The sequence below is a fragment of the Mesorhizobium sp. P2_H9 genome (assembly GCF_056403215.1).
This window is the reverse complement of the sequence record NZ_JBFUFX010000009.1, coordinates 305,634-324,615: the sequence shown is the minus strand read 5'-3', so window position 1 is coordinate 324,615 and position 18,982 is coordinate 305,634. Positions and strand designations below refer to the sequence as shown.

Sequence of the window (18,982 nt, the reverse complement as noted above, 5' to 3'; positions counted from 1 at the left end):
GACGCTAGCTTCCGACAAATCGGGCGGCGCGGGCGATCTTTTCCTCGTTGAGCTGGCAGACCGTATCGAGCACCAGGCGGCGTGTTTCGGGGCGAACCTCGCGGCTGTTCTTCAGCGCGCGGTGCACGGTGGCGGCGCCGAGTTCCGCCTTCTTGGCGATCTCGCGGATGGTGCAAAGCCGTTCCATGCCAAGTGCAGCCTCGAAAGCCATATCGCTTCTCCGTCGCGACCTGCGCATCAAGGCACGGCTTGCGGCCAGCCTCAAGCTTGAAAGTCCAGGCCCCAAAAAACCGGCGCCCAGGAATTCTGCGATCCGCGCCGCAACGGGAGCAAGGCGGCGCGGATCGCCGGGCGCTTCGCGTCGCTGCCCCATCGAGGCGCGCGCCCAATTGGCCGACCATCCGCCCCCCGGCGCTGGTCAGGCCATCTCTCGTGTCACCACCTCGAAGCCGGCCTTGCGGGCGGTGTCGAGCAGCGAGGCATAACCCTTGCTGGCATAGGTCAGCGGATGCGCCTTGGCCGGGTCCTGCTCGGCCTCGACGACGATCCAGCCTTCGTAGCCGCGCTGGGCAAGCGGCTTCAGCAACGACAGGAAATCGACCGCGCCGTCGCCGGGCACGGTAAAAATCCCTTTCATCACCGCGACCATGAAGCTCATGTCATCGCGCCGCGCCTGTTCCAGCACCGGCAGGCGGACGTCTTTGCAATGGAAATGCACGATGCGGTCGAGATGCCGTTTCAGCAGCGAGGCGGGGTCGCCTCCCGAAAACAGGCAGTGGCCGGTGTCGAACAACAGGCCGACGCTTTCACCTGTCGCCGCCATCAGCCTGCCGATCTCGTCGTCGGTTTCGACGATGGTGCCCATGTGGTGGTGGAAGGCCATGCCGACGCCGAACGCGGCCATGCGGTCGGCAAGCCTGGTGAGCTTTTCGCCATAGGCCTGCCATTCGCCATCGGCGAGGTGCGGACGCTCGGAGATCGGCGCGAAGATGCCGTCATGACGGCCGCGCGAGGTGTCGGCATAGACGACGACCTTGGCGCCAAGGTCGCGCAGCAGCGTCAGATGCGGGGTGATGGCGGCGAATTCCTCGTCGACGGTCCGGTCGAGGATACGGCCGTCATACCAGCCGGAGACGAGTTCCAGCCCATAGGAGGACAGGATCGGCCCAAGCGTGGCGCTTTGCCGGGGGAATTTTCCGCCAAGTTCGGTGCCGCGATAGCCGGCCTGCGCGGTTTCCGACAGGCACGTTTCCAAGGGCGTGTCGCCGCCGAGTTCGGGAACATCGTCATTGCTCCAGGTGATGGGATTGATGCCGATCTTGACCGTCATGCCGCCACTTTGCAGGCTTGGGGGAACACAATGCCGAGGCTGCAAACTGGCGGGAAAGAGGACCTGTCACTAGGTCCAGTTGAGGCGAGTTTGGTAGAACCAATCGCTGGAGCCACGGATGAGGCCCTTGTGGCGCTGCCCGTCGCCGCGAATGCGCCGATAGTGGTGCTGGTCGACTTCCAGAACCGCGGACAGGAAACGCCTTGACCCCAATCGTCGCCAACCAGGCGAGCACCCCCGGCATAGACAGCTCCTATGCCTGGATGCGTCTCGCCATCTCGATGCTGCTGGCGACGATCGGCGCGGTCGGCATGTGGGCCGTGGTCGTGGTGCTGCCGGCCGTGCAGGCCGAGTTCGGCGTTGACCGCGCCGCGGCATCGATGCCCTACACCGCAACCATGGTGGGCTTTGCCGCCGGCAACGTACTGGTCGGCCGTGCGATCGATCGCATGGGCTATTGGATCCCGGCGCTGATCTCCTCGGTCGCACTCGCCGCCGGACTGCTGCTCGCGGCGGCGTCGACGTCGATCCTGCAATTCACCCTTGCCCAGGGGGTGCTGATCGGTCTCGGCTCATCGGTGATCTTTGGACCGCTGATCGCCGACATTTCGCATTGGTTCAATCGTCGACGCGGCGTCGCTGTCACGGCGGCAGCGGCTGGCAATTACCTCGCCGGAGCACTGTGGCCAACCATCATGCCGACGCTGATCAAGACGGAAGGCTGGCGCTTCACCTATGCCGCCATCGGCGTCTTCTGTCTGGTCACGATGATACCGCTGGTGCTTTTGCTTCGGCGCCGTGCTCCGGACGCGGCAGCGGCCGGTTCGCCTGGAAGCCGGGCTGTGCAGCCGATTTCCATCTCGCCGGCGGCACTGCAAATGCTGCTGGTCGTCGCCGGTCTCGGCTGCTGCGTGGCGATGTCGATGCCGCAGGTGCACATCGTCGCCTATTGCATGGATCTTGGCTACGGCATCGCGCATGGTGCCGACATGCTGTCGATCATGATGGCGGCGGGCGTTGTCAGCCGGCTCGCCTCCGGTTTTGTCGCCGACCGCATCGGCGGCGTGAAAACATTGCTTATCGGTTCCGTGCTGCAATGCCTGTCGCTGCTGTTTTACATCCCGTTCGACGGGCTTGCCTCGCTCTATGTCGTGTCGCTGGTGTTCGGCCTGTCGCAAGGCGGCATCGTGCCTTGCTATGCCATCATCGTGCGCGAATACCTGCCGGCCAAGGAAGCCGGCCAGCGCATCGGCACCGTCATGATGGCGACCATCCTCGGCATGGCGATCGGCGGCTGGATGTCGGGCTGGATCTACGACCTGACCGGCTCCTATGCGGCGGCCTTTCTCAACGGCATCGCCTGGAACCTGTTGAACATCGCGGCGATGGTGCTGGTGCTGTGGAAGGCGCGGCGCAGCGCGTTGGTGATGGCCTGAAGCCGGCTGGCGGACGGGGCTGCCGTGCGTTCGCTTGACAATGGCGCAACGCTGCGCGACGCCAGACGACGAGTGGGTCCGGCAACAGGCCGGTTCGGCATGGCGACAGTGGCAATGAACGTGATTTTCCGATCGGGCGCCGGCAAAGGCGCGGCGCCGGGATCGAGGCGGTGATCAAGCCGCGCTCGCGCCGCGGCGGCGGCCGCCCAACCATTGCCGATGTGGCGCGCAAGGCCGGCGTCGGCGCCATCACCGTGTCGCGCGCCTTGCGTGAGCCGGAGCGGGTCTCCGAGGATCTGCGCAAGCTGATCCAGGCCGCCGTCGACGAACTCGGCTATGTCCCCGACCCGAATGCGCGGGCGCTGGCCTCGGCACGGGCCGATGTGTTTGGCGTGCTGGTGCCGTCGCTCACCAACAACGTCTTTGCCGAGGTGGTGCGCGGCATCTACGACAGCCTGTCGGACGGCCCGTTCCGCATCCAGCTCGGCAACACCCACTATTCCGGCCTCGAGGAAGAGCGCCTGCTGCAGCTGTTCGGGTCGCAGCGCCCGGCCGCATTGATCGTGGCCGGCATCGACCAGACGCCAACCTCGCGAAAACTGCTGGAGAGCGCCGGCTGTCCGGTGGTGCAGGTGATGGAGACCGGACCCGATCCCGTCGACATGCTGGTCGGCTTCTCGCATTTCGACGGCGGGCGGGCGGCAACAGAGCACCTGATCGAGACGGGTTACCGCCGCATCGGCTTCATCGGCGCGCGCATGGACCCACGTTCGCAGCGGCGCCTCGCCGGCTATCGCGCGGCGATGGACGCCGCCGGCCTGTTCGACCCACGGCTGGTCACCACCACGCCGTTGCTGTCCAGCGTGACGCTCGGGCGCGAACTGTTTCGCGACGCGCTGGCCAAGATGCCGACGCTCGACGGGGTGTTCTGCAACAATGACGATATCGCGCTCGGTGTGCTGTTCGAATGCCACCGCGCCTCCATCGCCGTGCCGAAGACGATCGGCATCGTCGGCTTCAACGATCTCGACATGATGCAGGCGGCCTTTCCATCGATCACCAGCATCCGCACCCACCGCTACGAAATCGGCCGGCGCTCGGTTGCCATGGCGCTCGCGGCCATCGCCGGCAAAAGGCCGCAAGAGCGGGTCGTCGATCTGGGTTTCGAGCTCAAGCGCCGCGAGAGCACCGACCGTTGAACGCGCATTCGCCACTGTGCGAATGACGCTTTACACTGCGTAATGGTAGCGCTACCATTTCCGGCGGGAGATGCTTATAACAAATAGTAAAATCTGTTTATTATATATAAGCGACACCTCACACTTGTTTATTATGGATAATATGATAGTTTTTCCGGCGCTGACGGGAGAGCAAGGGGAGGGGATCGGGGCGGCGTTCGGCCACCGAAAGGCGCGGTAGAGCAAGGCAGGAGGTGCCAGGCCTGACGCGCGCGAGACGTCACAGCAGCTAACAACAATCAGAACTGCAACTGGGAGGAATATCGATGATCAAGTCACTCGTTGGTGGCATCGTTGCCGCCACTGCATTCGTCATGCTCAATTCGGCCGCAATGGCCGCCGGACCTGAAGTGGTCAGTGGACCAGCCGCCGAGGCGGACTGCTTCGCGCCCTGGGCCGCAGATACGCAGTTCTTCAAGTTTCCCAAAAAGGATGGCCCATACCGGATCGCGCTCGCCAATGGCTATATCGCCAACACCTGGCGCATCCAGATGATCCAGACTGCCAAGGCTTATGCAGCGCAAAAGGACGTCGCCGCCAAGCTGAAGGAATTCAAGGTGGTGTCGACCGGCGAGGACGTGCCGGCGCAGATTTCGGCGATCAACAACTTCATCGATTCCGGCTATGACGCCATTGTCGTCAACGCGCAGAACCCAACCGCTTTCGCGCCGGTCATCAAGCGCGCCAAGGAAGCCGGCGTCGTGCTGGTCGCCTTCGACAACATTCTCGACACCAAGGACGCCATCAACGTCAATGTCGACCAGAAGGGCCTTGGCGAACTTTGGGGCAAATGGCTGATCAGCCACATCCCCGATGGCGGCAAGATCCTTGAAGTGCGCGGCGTTGCCGGCACGTCGGTCGATACCGACCGCCACAATGGCATCCATGAAGCCTTCGACGCTTCCGGCAAGAAATGGGACGTCACCGAAGTCGCCGGCAAGTGGGACGACCCGACGGCGCAGAAGGTCACCGCTGACGCGATTGCCACCAACGGCCCCTTCGTCGGCATCACCGGCCAGGGCGGCGACACCGGCATCGTGCAGGCGATGATCGACGCCAAGCATCCGTTCGTGCCGTTCGGCGGCGAAACCGAGAATGGCTTCCGCAAGTTCTGCGCGGCGCATGCGGCAGATGGGCTGAAATGCTCGTCCGCCGGCACCGGCCCGGCCCAGGTGGCGGTTGCCATCAAGACGGCGATCGCAGCACTCGAGGGGCAGGTCGTCCCGCAATCGGTCAAGCTGCCGCTGGCGATCGTCGAGGATCCGAACTTCAAGGAAGGTCAGGATTATTTCCCCGACCAGTCCGACAATTTCTTCGTCGGCAATTCCTTCCCGACCTGCGGCATCAATTTTACCGCGCAGGAAATCATGGGTCAGACCAAGGCGGACCAGTAGGCAGCACACAAGGCGCCGCGGGATTTCCCGCGGCGCCGACCGTTCGATTTCCTTAGTCGTCAAAGTGCCTCGGGAGGGCCGATGGACGGTGCGGTTCCGCTCTTCCGGATGGAAGGCATATCCAAGCGCTATGGTGGTGTGCGGGCGCTGGAGAAGGCCGAGCTTTCGGTCTCATCCGGCAGCATTCACGGCATCCTCGGCGAAAACGGCGCCGGCAAGTCGACGCTGATCAAGGTCATGGCGGGCGTCGTTGCCCCCGACGAAGGCCGCATGATGCTGGATGGCAGCGAGGTGACGTTCGCTTCGCCTGGTGCCGCAAACAAGGCCGGCATCGTCTGCATCTTCCAGGAGCTGTCGCTGGTCCCCGAACTCAGCGTCGCCGACAACATCGTCATTTCCGACCCGCCGACGCGGTTCGGCATGATCGATCGCAAGGTGCAGCGCCGCATCGCCGAGGAAGCGTTGGCGCGCGCGGGCGCCGCCGACATCCATCCGCTGGCGCTGGTCAAGGATCTTCCCCTTTCAAGAAGACAGATGGTCGAGATCGCCAAGGCGCTGGCACGCAAGCCGCGCATCCTGATCCTCGACGAGGCGACCTCGGCACTGACCGCGACCGACGTCGCCAAGATCTTCGGCGTGCTGAAGCGGCTGCGCTCCGAAGGGCTGGCGCTGCTCTACATCTCGCACCGCATGAACGAGATCGCCGAACTCGCCGACCAGTGCACGGTGTTCCGCAACGGCCGCAATGTCGCCAGTTACGCGGCGGGCACAAAGAGCGACAATGAAGTCGTCGAGCTGATGATCGGGCGCGAATACAGCCATATTTTCCCGCCGAAGCCCGCACGCACCGCAGCTGCCGCCGTTCCGGTGCTGGAGGCGCGCCAGCTGTCCTGGACCGACCGGCTGGACAATGTCTCGCTGACGGTCGGGGCAGGCGAGGTGGTCGGTCTTGGCGGCCTCGACGGCCAGGGCCAGCGCGAATTGCTGCTTGCCTTCTTCGGCGTGCTGCGCGGTCTGTCCGGTCAGATCCTCATAGACGGCAAGCCGGTGGCGATCGCCAGCCCCGCCGCTGCGCGCCATGACGGGGTCGGCATGGCGCTGATCCCGGAAGACCGCAAGACGGAAGGCCTGATGCTGCCGATGACGGTGCGCGAGAACCTTTCCTTCGCCGCGCTCGACCGGCTGGCAAAAGCCGGCATCATCGACCGCGCCGCCGAACAGCGGCTGATCGACGACATGGTGGGACTGCTGGCGATCAAGACGGCAGGCCTCGACATTCCGGTCGGCGCATTGTCCGGAGGCAACCAGCAGAAGGTGGTCATCGCCAAATGGCTGATGCGGCAGCCGCGCATCATCCTGCTCAACGATCCGACGCGCGGCATCGATGTCGGCACCAAGCAGGAGCTCTATCAGCTGATGCGCAAGCTGGCTGATGCGGGCGCGGCGATCCTGTTTTATTCGACCGACTATGACGAATTGATCGGCTGCTGCGATCGGGTGCTGGTGCTCTATGACGGGGCGGTCAAGCGCGAGCTGGTCGGCGTCGAGATCACCGAGCGGGCATTGATATCAAGCGCGCTCAACATTCATGGCGAGGAGAGCCCTGTGAGCTTGGGAGCGGACGCGTGAAGGATTGGCGCTACTGGCTGGCCGAGCAGCGCGGAACGCTGCTGGCGCTCGGCATTTTCATCGTCATGTTCGTCATCTACACCGCGAACCATCCGGCCGGCTTCACCGCCAACGTCGTGCAGACAGCCTCGAACAAGGGCGTGCTGCTCGCCTTCGTGGCGATGGCGCAGACGCTGGTGGTGATCACCGCCGGCATCGACCTTTCCGTCGGCATGATCTTCACGCTGACCAATTGCCTGGCCTCGTGGCTGGTTGTCGGAACCGGCATCGAGACCGCCTTCGGGGTTATCGCCGTGCTCGGCACCGGGCTGCTGTGCGGGGCGATCAACGGCGCCATCGTCATCTATGGACGGCTGCAGCCGATCGTCGCCACGATCGCCACAGGTGCTGTCTATTTCGGCATCGCGCTGCTGCTCAGGCCATTCCCCGGCGGCTCGGTCAACGAGGACCTGGCCGACGCATTGACCGGGCGCCTCTTCGGCGTGGTGCCGGCCAGCCTGGTGGCGCTGCTGGCCGTGGTGCTGGTCGTCTGGGTGCCGTTCAGCCGCTCGGTACTTGGCCGCGCAGCCTATGCTGCGGGCTCGTCCGAGATGGCGGCCTACATGTCCGGCGTACCGATCCGGCGCGGCAAGTTCGCCGCCTATGCGCTGGCCGGGCTGCTTGCCGCGATCGGCGGGCTGTTTCTGACGTTCTTCACCTATACGGGTGACGCGGCCTATGCCAGCGGCAATGCCTATACGTTGTTCTCGATCGCCGCCGTCGTGCTCGGCGGCGTCTCGCTGTTCGGCGGCAAGGGCAGCGCCATCGGCGCGATCTTCGGCGCGCTGGCTTTCCGCACCATCGGCGACCTGCTCTTCGTTTTCGATTTCGATCCGCTCTGGCAGCCGCTGTTCCAGGGCGTTATCCTGCTGATCGCGGTCAGCCTCGGCGCCTTCGCCCTGTTCAGGGTCCGCAACCGGCTGGAGTGGTTCCTGTGAGCGAGACGACATTGGGCGGAATTGCTGGCCGTATGCCGAAATTCATCCGCCGTGCCGATCCGGCGGTGCTGACGGCCTTTGCTTGCATCGTTCTGCTACTGTTCCTCGGCAGTCTCTATTCGCGCAGTTTCCTGTCGCCGGAATATCTCTTGCAGCAGCTCAAAGTGGCGTCGTTTCTCGGCGTCATCGCCACCGGCATGATGCTGGTCATCCTGCTTGGCCAGATCGACCTGTCGGTGCCATGGTCGGTGGCGGTGGGCGCCATGATGGCCAGTGCGATGGCGGCCTTCGGGCCGGCTGGCGTCGCGTTGGCGATCCCGTTCGGCATTTTCTGCGGCGTCGCGATCGGCATCGTCAATGGTATCGGCGTTGCGTATCTGCGCATTCCCTCGATGATCATCACGCTGGCCACCAACGCCGTCGCGCAAGGGCTGATGGTGGTCTACACCGGCGGGTTCTCGCCGCAGGATTCGGCGACCGGCGCGATGCGCTACCTGGCGACTGGCTTTGCCATTCCGGGTGTGCCCAATGCCGTCGTCATCTGGGCGCTGATCGGGGCTGCGATGGTCTTCGTGCTGACCCGCACCAGCTTCGGCCGCAGCGTCTATGGCATCGGCAATCGCGAGCGCGCTGCCTATCTCTCCGGCATCGACACGCGGCGCGTGGTGATGATCGCCTTCGCGGTTTCCGGCGGGCTCTCCGCCTTTGGCGGGGTGCTGCTGGCCGGCTACGCCTCCAAGGCGGCGCAATCGATGGGCGATGCCTATCTGTTGCCGTCGATCGCCGCGGTGGTGCTGGGCGGCACCTCGATCCTCGGCGGGCGCGGTTCCTATCTCGGCACCGTCGCCGGCGTCATCCTGATCACGCTGCTGCAGTCGATCCTTTCCGTCATGCAGATGCCGGAGGCCGGACGGCAGATCATTTATGGCGTCGTCATCGTCGCCATGCTGCTGCTCTACGGCCGCGCGCCGGCAAGCCGCTAATCCGATCGTGGACGAAGCGGCGGCATCCCGAGCCAGCAGTGTCCAGCCGGGACTTGCCATCGTGGTCATGGGCGTCGCCGGCTGTGGCAAATCGGTGGTCGGCAACGCTTTGGCCGCGGCGCTCGGTGCCATTTTTGCCGAAGGTGACAGGCTGCACCCGCCCGAGAATGTCGCGCGCATGGCGAGCGGCGAGCCGCTGACCGATGCGTTGCGCCAAGGCTGGCTCGATGCCATCGGCCGAGAGATCGCGGCGTCGGCCGGCAGCGGGCAGGGCGTGGTCGCCGCCTGCTCGGCCCTGAAACGCAGCTATCGCGAGCGTCTGCGCGGTTTTTGCCAGCACATCGTCTTCGTCTATCTGGAGATCGACCCGGCGACGGCCAAGCGGCGCGTCGCTAGCCGCAAGGGGCATTTCATGCCGGCAAGCCTGGTCGACAGCCAGTTCGCCATACTCGAAGCGCCAACTTCCGAGGAGCGGGCCTTGACCCTCGATGGAACGCGTCCGGTGGCCAAACTCGTCACTGAGGCTGTGAGCCTGCTTGGCAGCGTGGTTTCATGAGGATGCGCCGGCACCATCGTCAGGCCCGGCATTGTCGGGTCGCTCGCTGAGCCGGTCCTGGCCGGACCATACCATCATCTGCTCGGGATGAAGCTTGAGGGCCTCAAACAGGCGGTCGCGCTTGAGCAGGATGTAGTGCGCCTGAAGCTCGATGTTCTTGGCGCCGTTGGCAATCGATGCCGGCCTCGCTGCCGTCGGCAGCAATTCCGGGCTGATGACGGCGCGGTATTGGCGAAAGGGGACCGTCTCGAAGGTGGACATGGCAAACAGCGCTGCCCCGCCTCTGGCGGCGAAATTTGCCGGCGCCGAGGCCAGATGCGTCCAGCCGCTTTCCCCAAGGGCCACTTCCGCGAATGTCGAGCCGGCATGGATGTTGTTGGTCATCAGGACAACGCCGTTCTCCCTGAGGATCTTCTGCATGCGCATGGTCACCTGATAGGCGTCGCTGCGATCGAACACGACGCGGCTTTTCAGGAAACGGTTCTCGACCCTGACCATGGGCGGATTGAGAAAACGCAAGCCGAATGTCGTCTCGGAGATGCCGTGGAAGCGGACGCTTACCTGATGGGCCTCGACGCCGGCCTCGTGCAGCGCGCGCTTGCCGATGATTGTCTGGGCTGTGAACTGATCGCACCAGATGATGGCGCCGTGGCCGCGCTTCAGCGCCTCCCGAACACCTTCGAGACCCTCGAGGCGGATGGCCGGCGACCAGCCGATGCCGACCAGATGCGCGGCAAAAAGCAGGCGTCGACGGTGAAGTGCGGCAAGCATGGCGCTGAACAGTTCTTGCGCATCGATGCCGTCGCCAAGCACGGCGCGGGTCGACGGTTCGTAGCGCGAAAAATCCTTGCTGACATGGCGCTTCTGGCGAAGCCTGGACACCCAGCCGCAGATCGGTGCCCACCAATTGACGGGCAGTGTAGCGGCGACACCGAGATAGAAGGCAAACAACAGGCTCTCGCGGAAATCCCTGTTTGAAAAGCGGCGCAGCCTTGCGGGTTTGACGATCTTGCGGCTGAAAAACCGGACAGACTCGGCGCTTTCCGGCACCAGAACATCAGCGATGATTTCAGAATGGTAGCCCACGGCGGATGACGGTTTGCGGCAGGCTCCCCTGGATTTTCCGAACCACGGCAACCTCATCCGATCAGTGTCCAGCCTGTTCTTGCGCGTGTCCGAAAATCGCTTTACTGCGTCTGCCACGGGCGCGCAATTGGGCGCCGATGGAACCATTGTGATAGCCATTCAAGGTTCGAGCGTGGAACAGGCCCTGTCGGTGGCGCTTCCGCCGCTGGCGCCAATGCCGCCGGCGGCGATCGCGCTCATGGCGCCCGACCAGCCGCCCCTGAGCTTTGCCGACCTCGCCGCCTATGTCGATCAACTGTGCAGGGATTTCGCGCGGCGCGGCGTGCGCTGCGGCACGGCCGTCGGCATCGTCTTGCCCAACGGCCCGGAAATGGCGGCGTGTTTCCTGGCGGTCTCCGCCCTGGCGGTGGCAGCTCCGCTCAATCCGGCTTACGGCGAAGAGGAATTTCGCTTCTATCTCTCCGATCTCGATGTGAAGCTTCTGCTATGTGGCCAAGGTGTGGGCGAGGCCGCGCGCGTTGCCGCAAAGTCGCTTGGCATTCCGGTGCTCGACATTGTCGCGGCTGAAGCTGTCGCGGCCGGTGAATTTATTCTTTCGGGCGATGCCGAGCTTATGGGCTCCAGCGAAGCGCGGCTCAATGGCCCGGATGATCTCGCGCTCGTCCTGCACACTTCGGGAACCACGGCACGGCCGAAGATCGTCGGCCTGCGGCAGCGCAATTTGCATGCCTCAATGACCAACATAGCGCGGACGCTGGCGCTGTCGGCCGACGATATTTGTCTCAACGTGATGCCGCTTTTCCATATACACGGGCTGATGGCGGCACTCGGCGCGCAACTCGCGGTCGGTGGCGCCGTTGTCTGCACGCCGGGCTTCAACGCGCTCAAATTCTTCGGCTGGCTCGCCGAATTCCGGCCGAGCTGGTACAGCGCGGTGCCGACCATGCATCAGGCGATCCTGGTGCGCGCTGCCCGCAACGGCGACATCATCGAGGCGGCGCGGCTGCGCTTCATCCGCTCGTCCTCGGCGGCACTGCCCGATGTCGTGTTCCGCGACCTTGAGCGCGTCTTCTCCTGTCCCGTCATCGAGGCCTATGGCATGACCGAAGCGGCGCACCAGATGACCTCGAACGGCCTGCCACCGGCGCGTCGCAAACCGGGCTCCGTCGGCCTGCCGGCCGGCCCCGAGGTGACGATCATGGACGACAGGGGCAAGATCCTGCCGGCTGGTGAAAAAGGCGAGATCGTGGTGCGCGGCGTCAACATCCATGACGGCTATCTGAACAATGCCGAGGCCAACGCGGCCGCCTTCACCGATGGCTGGTTCCGCACCGGCGACCAGGGTCTGGTCGATGAAGACGGCGATCTGAAAATCACCGGACGGCTCAAGGAAATCATCAATCGCGGCGGCGAAAAAATCTCGCCGCTCGAGGTCGACAACGTGCTGCTCGATCATCCGCTGGTGGCGCAAGCGGTGACCTTCGCCGTGCCGCATGCCATGCTCGGCGAAGAGGTCGGCGCAGCCATCGTGCTGGAAGAGGGCGCTACTGCCGATGCCGAGCAGATCCGCGATTTCGCACGCAGCCGCATCGTCGAGTTCAAGGTGCCGCGCCACATCCTGTTCCTGCAGGAAATCCCCAAGGGTCCCACAGGCAAGATCCAGCGGGTCGGACTAGCCGGCAAGCTCGGTCTCGTTTGAGCAGACTATTCTTATTGGAGCATGATCTCGTCCGAAAACCGGCTCCCACTTTTCGGGATCATGCTCTAGATTTGCGACGTCAACTCGACCGGAAAATCGTCGTTGTCGGCGTCGCGCATGGCGGCGAGGCTACGGTTGTCGAGCACCTCGGCGATGGCCTGGCGCACTTCCAGCATCATGTGGCGGACCTGGCAGGTCGCCTCGTCGCAATCCTCGCAGCGCTGGTATTGGGTGCGGCTGGCGCACGGGATCGGCGCCAGCGGCCCGTCAAGGACGCGCACGACGTGGCCGATCTTGATCTCGGAGGCCGGGCGGGCGAGGCGGTAGCCACCTTCCTTGCCCTTGCGGCTCTGGACGAAGCCGGCGTTACGCAACTCGCCCAGAATGGCATCGAGGAATTTCTTCGGAATGTTGTTGGCGACAGCGATGTCGTTGACGAAGGCCAGTTGGCCGGCCGGCAGACCAGACAGATGCACGAGGGCCTTGAGGCCGTATTTGCCTTTTTTCGTCAGCATGCCCTGATCAACCCATGAAGCCCCAACCACCCGCATCTGGCGACTGTTTGTGTGCAAATGATGACGTTTTCGCCGCGCGACGCCATTTCGCGAAACAAGCCGCCCAATGGCAGGTTAGGCACAAACGCGTTGATTCTTCGTAACGTTTTGGACGGCAGGGCCGCGAAACTCAGTGGAAACAGCAATTCGGACCGCTGAAACGAAGAAAGCCGGCTACTCGCCGGCTTTCTTGTTCAGATGAGATGGTGGTGATTTCTAGCGGCTGCCATAGGTCTGGTCGAGCAGCCCGCCGGCGGCGAAATGCTCCTTTTGCACCTTGTCCCAGCCGCCGAAGACATCCTGCACCGTCAGCAGGCGGACATCGGGAAACTGGTCCTTGTACTTGGCGGCGACAGCCGCGTCGCGGACCCGGTTGCCGTTCTGGGCGATGATGTCCTGGCCTTCCGGCGTATAGAGGAAATCGAGATAGGTCTTGGCCAGATCGCGGGTGCCATGCTCGTCGGCGACCTTGTCGACGATCGCCACCGGGAACTCGGCGAGCAGGCTGACCGAGGGCGTCACCTGCTCGAACTTGTCGTCGCGATACTCCTTGCGGATGCCGCGTGTCTCCGACTCGAAGGTGATCAGCACGTCGCCGATCTCGCGCTGCACGAAGGTGGTGGTGGCGGCGCGGCCGCCGGTGTCGAAGATCGGCACGTTGTTGAACAGCTTGGTGATGAATTCCTTCACCTTGGCGTCGTCGCCCTTGAAGGCTTCCTTGGCGTAGGCGGTGGCCGCCAGATAGGTGTAGCGCGCATTGCCCGAGGTTTTCGGATTGGGGAAAATCACCTGCACGTCGTCGCGCACGAGATCGTTCCAGTCCTTGATGTGCTTGGGGTTGCCCGCGCGGACGAGGAACGAAGGCAGTGAGTAGAAGGGCGAGGCGTCGTCGGGAAAATCCTTCTGCCAGTCGGCGGAAACAAGACCCTTCTTGACCAGGAAGTCGATGTCGGTGACCTGGTTGAATGTGACGACATCGGCGCCGAGGCCTTCGGCGATGGCGCGTGCCTGCGCCGACGTCCCGGCATGCGACTGGTCGATGCTGACGCCGGGGTGCCCGGCGATGAAAGCCTTGTTCACCTGCGCGAACAGTTCGCGGCCGACATCATAGGAGGCGTTCAGCAATTTGTCGGCCGACCAGGCTTGGGAGGATGCGAGGAGCAGGCCGGCGACGGTGGCGACGTGAAGGAAAAATCGCTTCATGAAAACAAGGCTCCGGATGCAATGCGTTTTATCACTCGACCATAGCCGTGTCGCGACATGCGCGACGAGGCACGCACCGCGGCTTCGCGGCCGCGTTGCGAGAAAAGATATTGCCGAAACAGCCGGCTGCTAGGATTTCGTTCCAGGCGAAGTTCTGGTGCCTTGCATCGCGGCATCGAATGGCATATACAATTGGCATATACAAAGGAATCGCACCATGCCTCAGCACCGCCATTCAACAACGCCGCCGAAGGAGGCGAAGCTGTTCCGCAATAATCGCAGCCAGGCAGTGCGCATTCCTGTCGAGTTCGAGTTTCCTGGCGACAAGGTCTTGATCAGCCGGGAAGGCGACCGCCTGATCATCGAGCCGGTGCGCAAACCTGGTCTCACGGCACTGCTCGCCCTATGGGCGAAAGAGCCGCCACTCGGTCCTGAAGACGACTTTCTCGAGATCAACGATGCGCCTATCGAACCGGAGGAAATTTTCTGATGCGGTTCATGCTGGACACCAACATTATCAGCGACATGATCCGAAACCCGACCGGCAAAGCCGCAAGGGCAATGGCGCGTGAGGGAGACGCCGCCGTGTGCACCAGCATCGTGGTTGCCTCGGAACTGCGATATGGCTGCGCCAGGAAAGGATCAGCCAAGCTGCTCAAGAAGGTTGAAGAGTTGCTGGCTGAAATTCCTGTCTTGCCGCTTGATGTGCCGGTGGATGCCGAATACGGCGCACTTCGCGCCGGGTTGGAGGCGGCGGGTCAGATCATTGGCCACAATGACCTTTTTATTGCTGCCCACGCTCGCGCATTGGGAACTACTCTGGTGACGGCCAACACCGGAGAGTTCAACCGGATCAAAAGCCTGAAGGTCGAGAACTGGTTGGAATAGCGCCCGATCGAGGATCAAGCAGCCGGAAAAAGCTTCCAGCGCTTGGGGCGGAACGCCACCCGGCTCTTCTGTGCCGCCGGATGGTCGACCGGCAGTTCGATCTCGACCCGCTGGCGCTCGCCGCCGATTTCGAGTTCCACCCGTCTGGTGCCGGCGACGCGGCGGCTGGCGGCGACGGTGCCGGCAATGCAGCCGCTGCAGCCGTCCACCAACTCGACATCGTGCGGGCGGAAGAACAGCAATGCGTCGCCTGAAGACGCATGCGGTGCGGACAGCCCGATCGGCCGGTCGGCGATCCAGACCTCGCCATTCTCGACCTTGACCGGAAGTGAGCTCGACTCGCCGATGAAGCCATAGACGAAGGGGGAGTTCGGCGTGTCGTAGATCTCGTCTGCAGAGCCGACCTGCTCGATGCGGCCCTGGCTCATCACCACGACACGGTCGGCAAGCTCCAGCGCTTCTTCCTGGTCGTGGGTGACGAAGACGGTGGTGTGGCCGGTGGCGTCGTGGATCTCACGCAGCCAGCGGCGCAGTTCCCGGCGCACTTGGGCGTCGAGTGCGCCGAACGGCTCGTCGAGCAACAGCACCCTGGGCTCGATCGCCATGGCGCGGGCAAGCGCCACGCGCTGGCGCTGGCCGCCCGAAAGCTGCGCCGGGTAGCGCTTTTCCAGGCCGGAAAGCTGGACCAGGTCGAGAAGCTCGGTGGCGCGTCGGCGTATTTCCTGTGCCGGCGGCCGTGTCGGCCCGTGCCGGACCTTCAGGCCGAAACCGATATTGTCGGCGACCGTCATATGCCTAAACAGCGCATAGTGCTGGAAGACGAAGCCGACATTGCGCTCCTGGATCGACTTCTGCGAGGCATCCTCCTCGCCGAAGAAGATTTTTCCCCGCGTCGGCCGCTCCAGCCCGGCGATCAGCCTGAGCAGCGTCGTCTTGCCGGAGCCGGAAGGCCCCAGCAGCGCGATCAACTCACCGGACTTGATGTCAAGCGACACGTCGTGGAGAGCCGGGAACCGGTCAAACTCCTTGCGCACGTTGGCAACGCGAACTTCCATCAACCGTCCCTTTGTAGTGGATGCATGTCGTTATCCCAAAACCGCTTCACACTTTTGGGCGACATGCATCTAATGCCCGCGCGTCGCGGCGATCTCGGCGCCGTAGCGCATCTCGAGCAGTGTTTTCAAGACCAGAGTAACCAACGCCAGGCCGGCAAGCAGCGAAGCGACGGCAAAGGCGCCGACGGCGTTGTACTCGTTATAGAGGATTTCGACATGAAGCGGCATGGTGTTGGTCAGGCCGCGTATGTGACCTGACACCACCGAGACGGCGCCGAATTCGCCCATGGCGCGGGCATTGCACAGCAGCACGCCGTAGAGCAGCCCCCATTTGACGTTGGGCAGCGTCACATACCAGAAGGTCTGCCACCCATTGGCGCCGAGCGAAAGCGCTGCCTCCTCGTCGCCATTGCCCTGTTCCTGCATCAGCGGGATCAATTCGCGTGCGACGAAGGGGAAGGTGACGAACACGGTGGCCAGAACGATGCCGGGCACAGCAAACAGGATGGCGATGCCGTGCGCCTTCAGCCACCCACCGAGCAGGCCTTGAGCGCCGAACAAAAGCACATAGACCAATCCAGAAATGACCGGCGACACCGAGAATGGCAGGTCGATCAGCGTGGTCAGGAAGGCCTTGCCCTTGAACTCGAACTTGGCGATCGCCCAGGCGGCGGAAATGCCGAAGACGACGTTGAGCGGCACCGAGATGGCAGCCACCAGCAGCGTCAGGCGGATCGCCGAGCGAGCGTCGGCATCGCCCAGCGCTTCCGTATAGGCAGAAACGCCTTTGGCCAGGGCCTCGTGGAAGACGATGATCAGCGGCAACAGCAGGAAGACGCCGAGGAAGGTGAAGGCGATGGCCATCAGCACGATTTGCGCCGGGCGGCTTTCGGTGACCGCCGCCGACTGGCTCTCGTGATGCGGCTCGTAGGATTTGATTTCGGGATCAGCCATAGCGCTTGCGGCTCCATGACTGGGCGAGGTTGACGATCAAAAGCATGACGAACGACAGCAAGAGCATGATCGCCGCAATCGCGGTCGCCGCCGGGTAGTTGTATTCCTCCAGCCGGATGACGATCAAAAGCGGCGCGATCTCGGATTTGTAGGGCAGATTGCCAGCGATAAAGATGACCGAGCCGTATTCGCCGACGCCGCGCGCGAAGGCCAGCGAAAAGCCGGTGATGATGGCCGGCGCCAGGCCCGGAAACAGGATGCGGGTGATGATCTGGAAGCGGCTGGCGCCAAGCGTGGCTGCTGCTTCCTCAACCTCCTTGTCGATCTCCTCCATGATCGGCTGCACGGTGCGCACGACGAAGGGCAGGCCGATGAAAACCAGCGCGATGACGATGCCGAGCGGCGTATAGGCGACCTTGATGCCGAGCGGCATCAAAAGGTGGCCGATCCAGCCATTCGGCGCGTAGAGCGTGGTCAACGCAATGCCGGCCACGGCCGTCGGCAGCGCGAAGGGCAGGTCGACCATGGCGTCGACAATGCGCCGGCCAGGAAAGCGGTAGCGCACCAGCACCCAGGCGACCAGTGTGCCGAAGACGACATTGACGCCAGCCGCGAGGAAGGCGGTGCCGAAGCTGATCTCCAGCGCGTTGAGGGTGCGGCGGTCGGTGGCAATGGCCCAGAATTCAACCCAGCCAAGGGCGGCCGAGCGCCAGACCAGCCCGGACAAGGGAATGAGGATGATGAGGGTGAGGTAGGCAAGCGAGAAGCCGAGCGTCAGTCCGAAACCCGGAATGACACTCGGCTGTCTGAACCGCCACCCCGCCTGCGCGGGTGCTGTGGTCATATCGTCCTGATCTAGATTTAGCTCACTGGGCCGGCTTATAGATCTGGTCGAATATACCACCGTCGCCGAAATGATAAGGCTGTGCCTTCTTCCAGCCGCCGAAAAGCGGATCGTCGATGGAGATCAGCTTGATATCGGGTGTCTTGGGGAGATCCTCCGCTGCCACCAACTCGGGCTTGGCCGGACGATAGTGGTTCTTGGCGATGATCGTCTGCCCTTCCTTGGAATAGAGCCAGCCGAGATAGGCTTCGGCGACGTTGCGCGTGCCCTTGGCGTCGACATTGGCGTCGACGATCGCCACCGGCGGCTCGGCCAGGATCGATGTCGGGGGATAGACGATCTCGAAATTGTCGGCGCCGAATTCGTTCAGCGCCAGATAGGCGTCGTTTTCCCAGCCTATCAGCACGTCGCCGAGGCCTTTTTGCGCGAAGGTGACAGTCGAGCCGCGCGCGCCGGTGTCGAGCACCGGGGCATGGGCGTAGAGATTGCCGACGAATTCCTTGGTCTTGGCCTCGTCGCCGCCATCATTGGCATTGGCATAGGCCCAGGCAGCGAGATAGTTCCAGCGCGCGCCGCCCGAGGTCTTCGGGTTCGGCGTGATCACCTGGACGCCATCCTTGATCAGGTCGTTCCAATCGTGAATGCCCTTCGGGTTGCCCTTGCGAACCAGGAAGATGATGGTCGAGGTGTAGGGGGCCGAATTGTTCTCGAATTTGGTGCGCCAATCCGGATTGATCTTCTTCGACTTGTTGACGATGGCGTTGATGTCGCCTTCGAGCGCCAGCGTCACCACATCGGCGTCGAGGCCGTCGATCACGGCGCGGGCCTGTGCGCCCGATCCGCCATGCGACTGCTGGATGGTGACCGTCTCGCCGGTCTCGGCCTTCCAGTGGGTGACGAAGGCCTCGTCATAGGCCTTGTAGAGTTCGCGTGTCGGGTCATAGGACACGTTCAGAATGGTGGTATCGGCAAACGCGAAACCGAGCGTGCCTGATAGAACCGATGTGACGACCAGCGCGCCGAGCAGTTTCCTGAAATGAGGTTTGGTCATTTCCGCCTCCGTTGATAACGGCCGAACTCTAGCGAATTGATAGAAATTAGATGCATTCAATGTTGCCTTTTTTGCCCCATTGAAGCAATTTTTCGCCGATCCTCA

At 63.3% G+C, this 18,982-nt stretch carries 19 protein-coding genes; 10 read left to right on the top strand and 9 right to left on the bottom strand.

Annotated features, from left to right (window positions below; translation table 11 throughout):
• Positions 1–4: 4 nt before the first annotated feature.
• Together AC1DXN_RS18745 and iolE are read right to left on the bottom strand one after the other, a co-directional pair.
• Positions 5–211: a LacI family DNA-binding transcriptional regulator gene (locus AC1DXN_RS18745; protein WP_477275123.1), complete on the bottom strand. Its 207-nt coding sequence runs from the start codon at positions 209–211 to the stop codon at positions 5–7.
• Between the two features lie 207 nt (positions 212–418).
• Positions 419–1,330, bottom strand: coding sequence for a myo-inosose-2 dehydratase (gene iolE, locus AC1DXN_RS18740; RefSeq protein WP_477275121.1), 912 nt, complete (start codon positions 1,328–1,330; stop codon positions 419–421).
• A 263-nt stretch (positions 1,331–1,593) separates the two neighbouring features.
• Here iolE and AC1DXN_RS18735 point away from each other — a divergent pair, with 263 nt between their 5' ends.
• The 7 genes from AC1DXN_RS18735 (at position 1,594) to AC1DXN_RS18705 (ending at position 9,543) form a co-directional block, all read left to right on the top strand.
• Complete coding sequence (locus AC1DXN_RS18735) at positions 1,594–2,766, top strand: MFS transporter (RefSeq protein WP_477275386.1); 1,173 nt, start codon at positions 1,594–1,596, stop codon at positions 2,764–2,766.
• Between the two features lie 170 nt (positions 2,767–2,936).
• Positions 2,937–3,965, top strand: coding sequence for an HTH-type transcriptional regulator GntR (gene gntR, locus AC1DXN_RS18730; protein ID WP_477275120.1), 1,029 nt, complete (start codon positions 2,937–2,939; stop codon positions 3,963–3,965).
• A 305-nt stretch (positions 3,966–4,270) separates the two neighbouring features.
• Positions 4,271–5,398 (top strand): sugar ABC transporter substrate-binding protein, encoded by a 1,128-nt coding sequence (locus AC1DXN_RS18725; RefSeq protein WP_477275119.1) that lies wholly within the window; start codon positions 4,271–4,273, stop codon positions 5,396–5,398.
• 81 nt (positions 5,399–5,479) lie between these two features.
• Positions 5,480–7,027 (top strand): sugar ABC transporter ATP-binding protein, encoded by a 1,548-nt coding sequence (locus AC1DXN_RS18720; RefSeq protein WP_477275117.1) that lies wholly within the window; start codon positions 5,480–5,482, stop codon positions 7,025–7,027.
• Positions 7,024–8,004, top strand: a complete 981-nt coding sequence (locus AC1DXN_RS18715; protein ID WP_477275115.1) for an ABC transporter permease — start codon at positions 7,024–7,026, stop codon at positions 8,002–8,004. Before AC1DXN_RS18720 ends, AC1DXN_RS18715 begins: the two co-directional genes overlap by 4 nt.
• A complete protein-coding gene (locus AC1DXN_RS18710; RefSeq protein ID WP_477244446.1) occupies positions 8,001–8,987 on the top strand; it encodes an ABC transporter permease in 987 nt (328 codons plus the stop codon). Before AC1DXN_RS18715 ends, AC1DXN_RS18710 begins: the two co-directional genes overlap by 4 nt.
• Before the next feature lie 67 nt (positions 8,988–9,054).
• The gene (locus tag AC1DXN_RS18705; RefSeq protein WP_477275384.1) at positions 9,055–9,543 is read left to right on the top strand and encodes a gluconokinase; all 489 of its coding nucleotides are present in this window, start codon (positions 9,055–9,057) and stop codon (positions 9,541–9,543) included.
• Here AC1DXN_RS18705 and AC1DXN_RS18700 read toward each other — a convergent pair.
• Entirely contained in the window at positions 9,538–10,629 is a 1,092-nt protein-coding gene (locus tag AC1DXN_RS18700; RefSeq protein ID WP_477275113.1) for a lysophospholipid acyltransferase family protein, read from the bottom strand. The two genes, AC1DXN_RS18705 and AC1DXN_RS18700, sit on opposite strands and share 6 nt — an antisense overlap.
• 214 nt (positions 10,630–10,843) lie before the next feature.
• On the opposite strand from AC1DXN_RS18700, the gene AC1DXN_RS18695 reads away from it, so the two are divergent.
• The gene (locus AC1DXN_RS18695) at positions 10,844–12,328 is read left to right on the top strand and encodes an acyl--CoA ligase (protein WP_477275382.1); all 1,485 of its coding nucleotides are present in this window, start codon (positions 10,844–10,846) and stop codon (positions 12,326–12,328) included.
• Between the two features lie 65 nt (positions 12,329–12,393).
• On the opposite strand, the gene AC1DXN_RS18690 is transcribed toward AC1DXN_RS18695, so the two are convergent.
• Positions 12,394–12,843, bottom strand: a complete 450-nt coding sequence (locus AC1DXN_RS18690; RefSeq protein WP_013530871.1) for an RrF2 family transcriptional regulator — start codon at positions 12,841–12,843, stop codon at positions 12,394–12,396.
• Positions 12,844–13,098: 255 nt separating this feature from the next.
• Positions 13,099–14,085 (bottom strand): sulfate ABC transporter substrate-binding protein, encoded by a 987-nt coding sequence (locus tag AC1DXN_RS18685; protein WP_477275111.1) that lies wholly within the window; start codon positions 14,083–14,085, stop codon positions 13,099–13,101.
• 217 nt (positions 14,086–14,302) lie between these two features.
• Between AC1DXN_RS18685 and AC1DXN_RS18680 the strand changes: the two genes are divergently transcribed.
• Complete coding sequence (locus tag AC1DXN_RS18680) at positions 14,303–14,575, top strand: antitoxin (protein ID WP_477275109.1); 273 nt, start codon at positions 14,303–14,305, stop codon at positions 14,573–14,575.
• The gene (locus tag AC1DXN_RS18675; RefSeq protein ID WP_477275107.1) at positions 14,575–14,973 is read left to right on the top strand and encodes a PIN domain-containing protein; all 399 of its coding nucleotides are present in this window, start codon (positions 14,575–14,577) and stop codon (positions 14,971–14,973) included. Before AC1DXN_RS18680 ends, AC1DXN_RS18675 begins: the two co-directional genes overlap by 1 nt.
• Positions 14,974–14,987: 14 nt before the next feature.
• On the opposite strand, the gene AC1DXN_RS18670 is transcribed toward AC1DXN_RS18675, so the two are convergent.
• The 4 genes from AC1DXN_RS18670 to AC1DXN_RS18655 form a co-directional block, all read right to left on the bottom strand.
• Positions 14,988–16,028: a sulfate/molybdate ABC transporter ATP-binding protein gene (locus AC1DXN_RS18670; protein WP_477275105.1), complete on the bottom strand. Its 1,041-nt coding sequence runs from the start codon at positions 16,026–16,028 to the stop codon at positions 14,988–14,990.
• Positions 16,029–16,097: 69 nt separating this feature from the next.
• Positions 16,098–16,982 carry a sulfate ABC transporter permease subunit CysW gene (gene cysW, locus AC1DXN_RS18665; RefSeq protein WP_477244459.1) on the bottom strand — a complete coding sequence of 295 codons (885 nt, stop codon included), beginning with the start codon at positions 16,980–16,982 and terminating at the stop codon, positions 16,098–16,100.
• Positions 16,975–17,826, bottom strand: a complete 852-nt coding sequence (gene cysT, locus AC1DXN_RS18660; RefSeq protein ID WP_477275103.1) for a sulfate ABC transporter permease subunit CysT — start codon at positions 17,824–17,826, stop codon at positions 16,975–16,977. Before cysT ends, cysW begins: the two co-directional genes overlap by 8 nt.
• Positions 17,827–17,848: 22 nt before the next feature.
• The gene (locus tag AC1DXN_RS18655; RefSeq protein ID WP_477275101.1) at positions 17,849–18,877 is read right to left on the bottom strand and encodes a sulfate ABC transporter substrate-binding protein; all 1,029 of its coding nucleotides are present in this window, start codon (positions 18,875–18,877) and stop codon (positions 17,849–17,851) included.
• Positions 18,878–18,982: the final 105 nt, after the last annotated feature.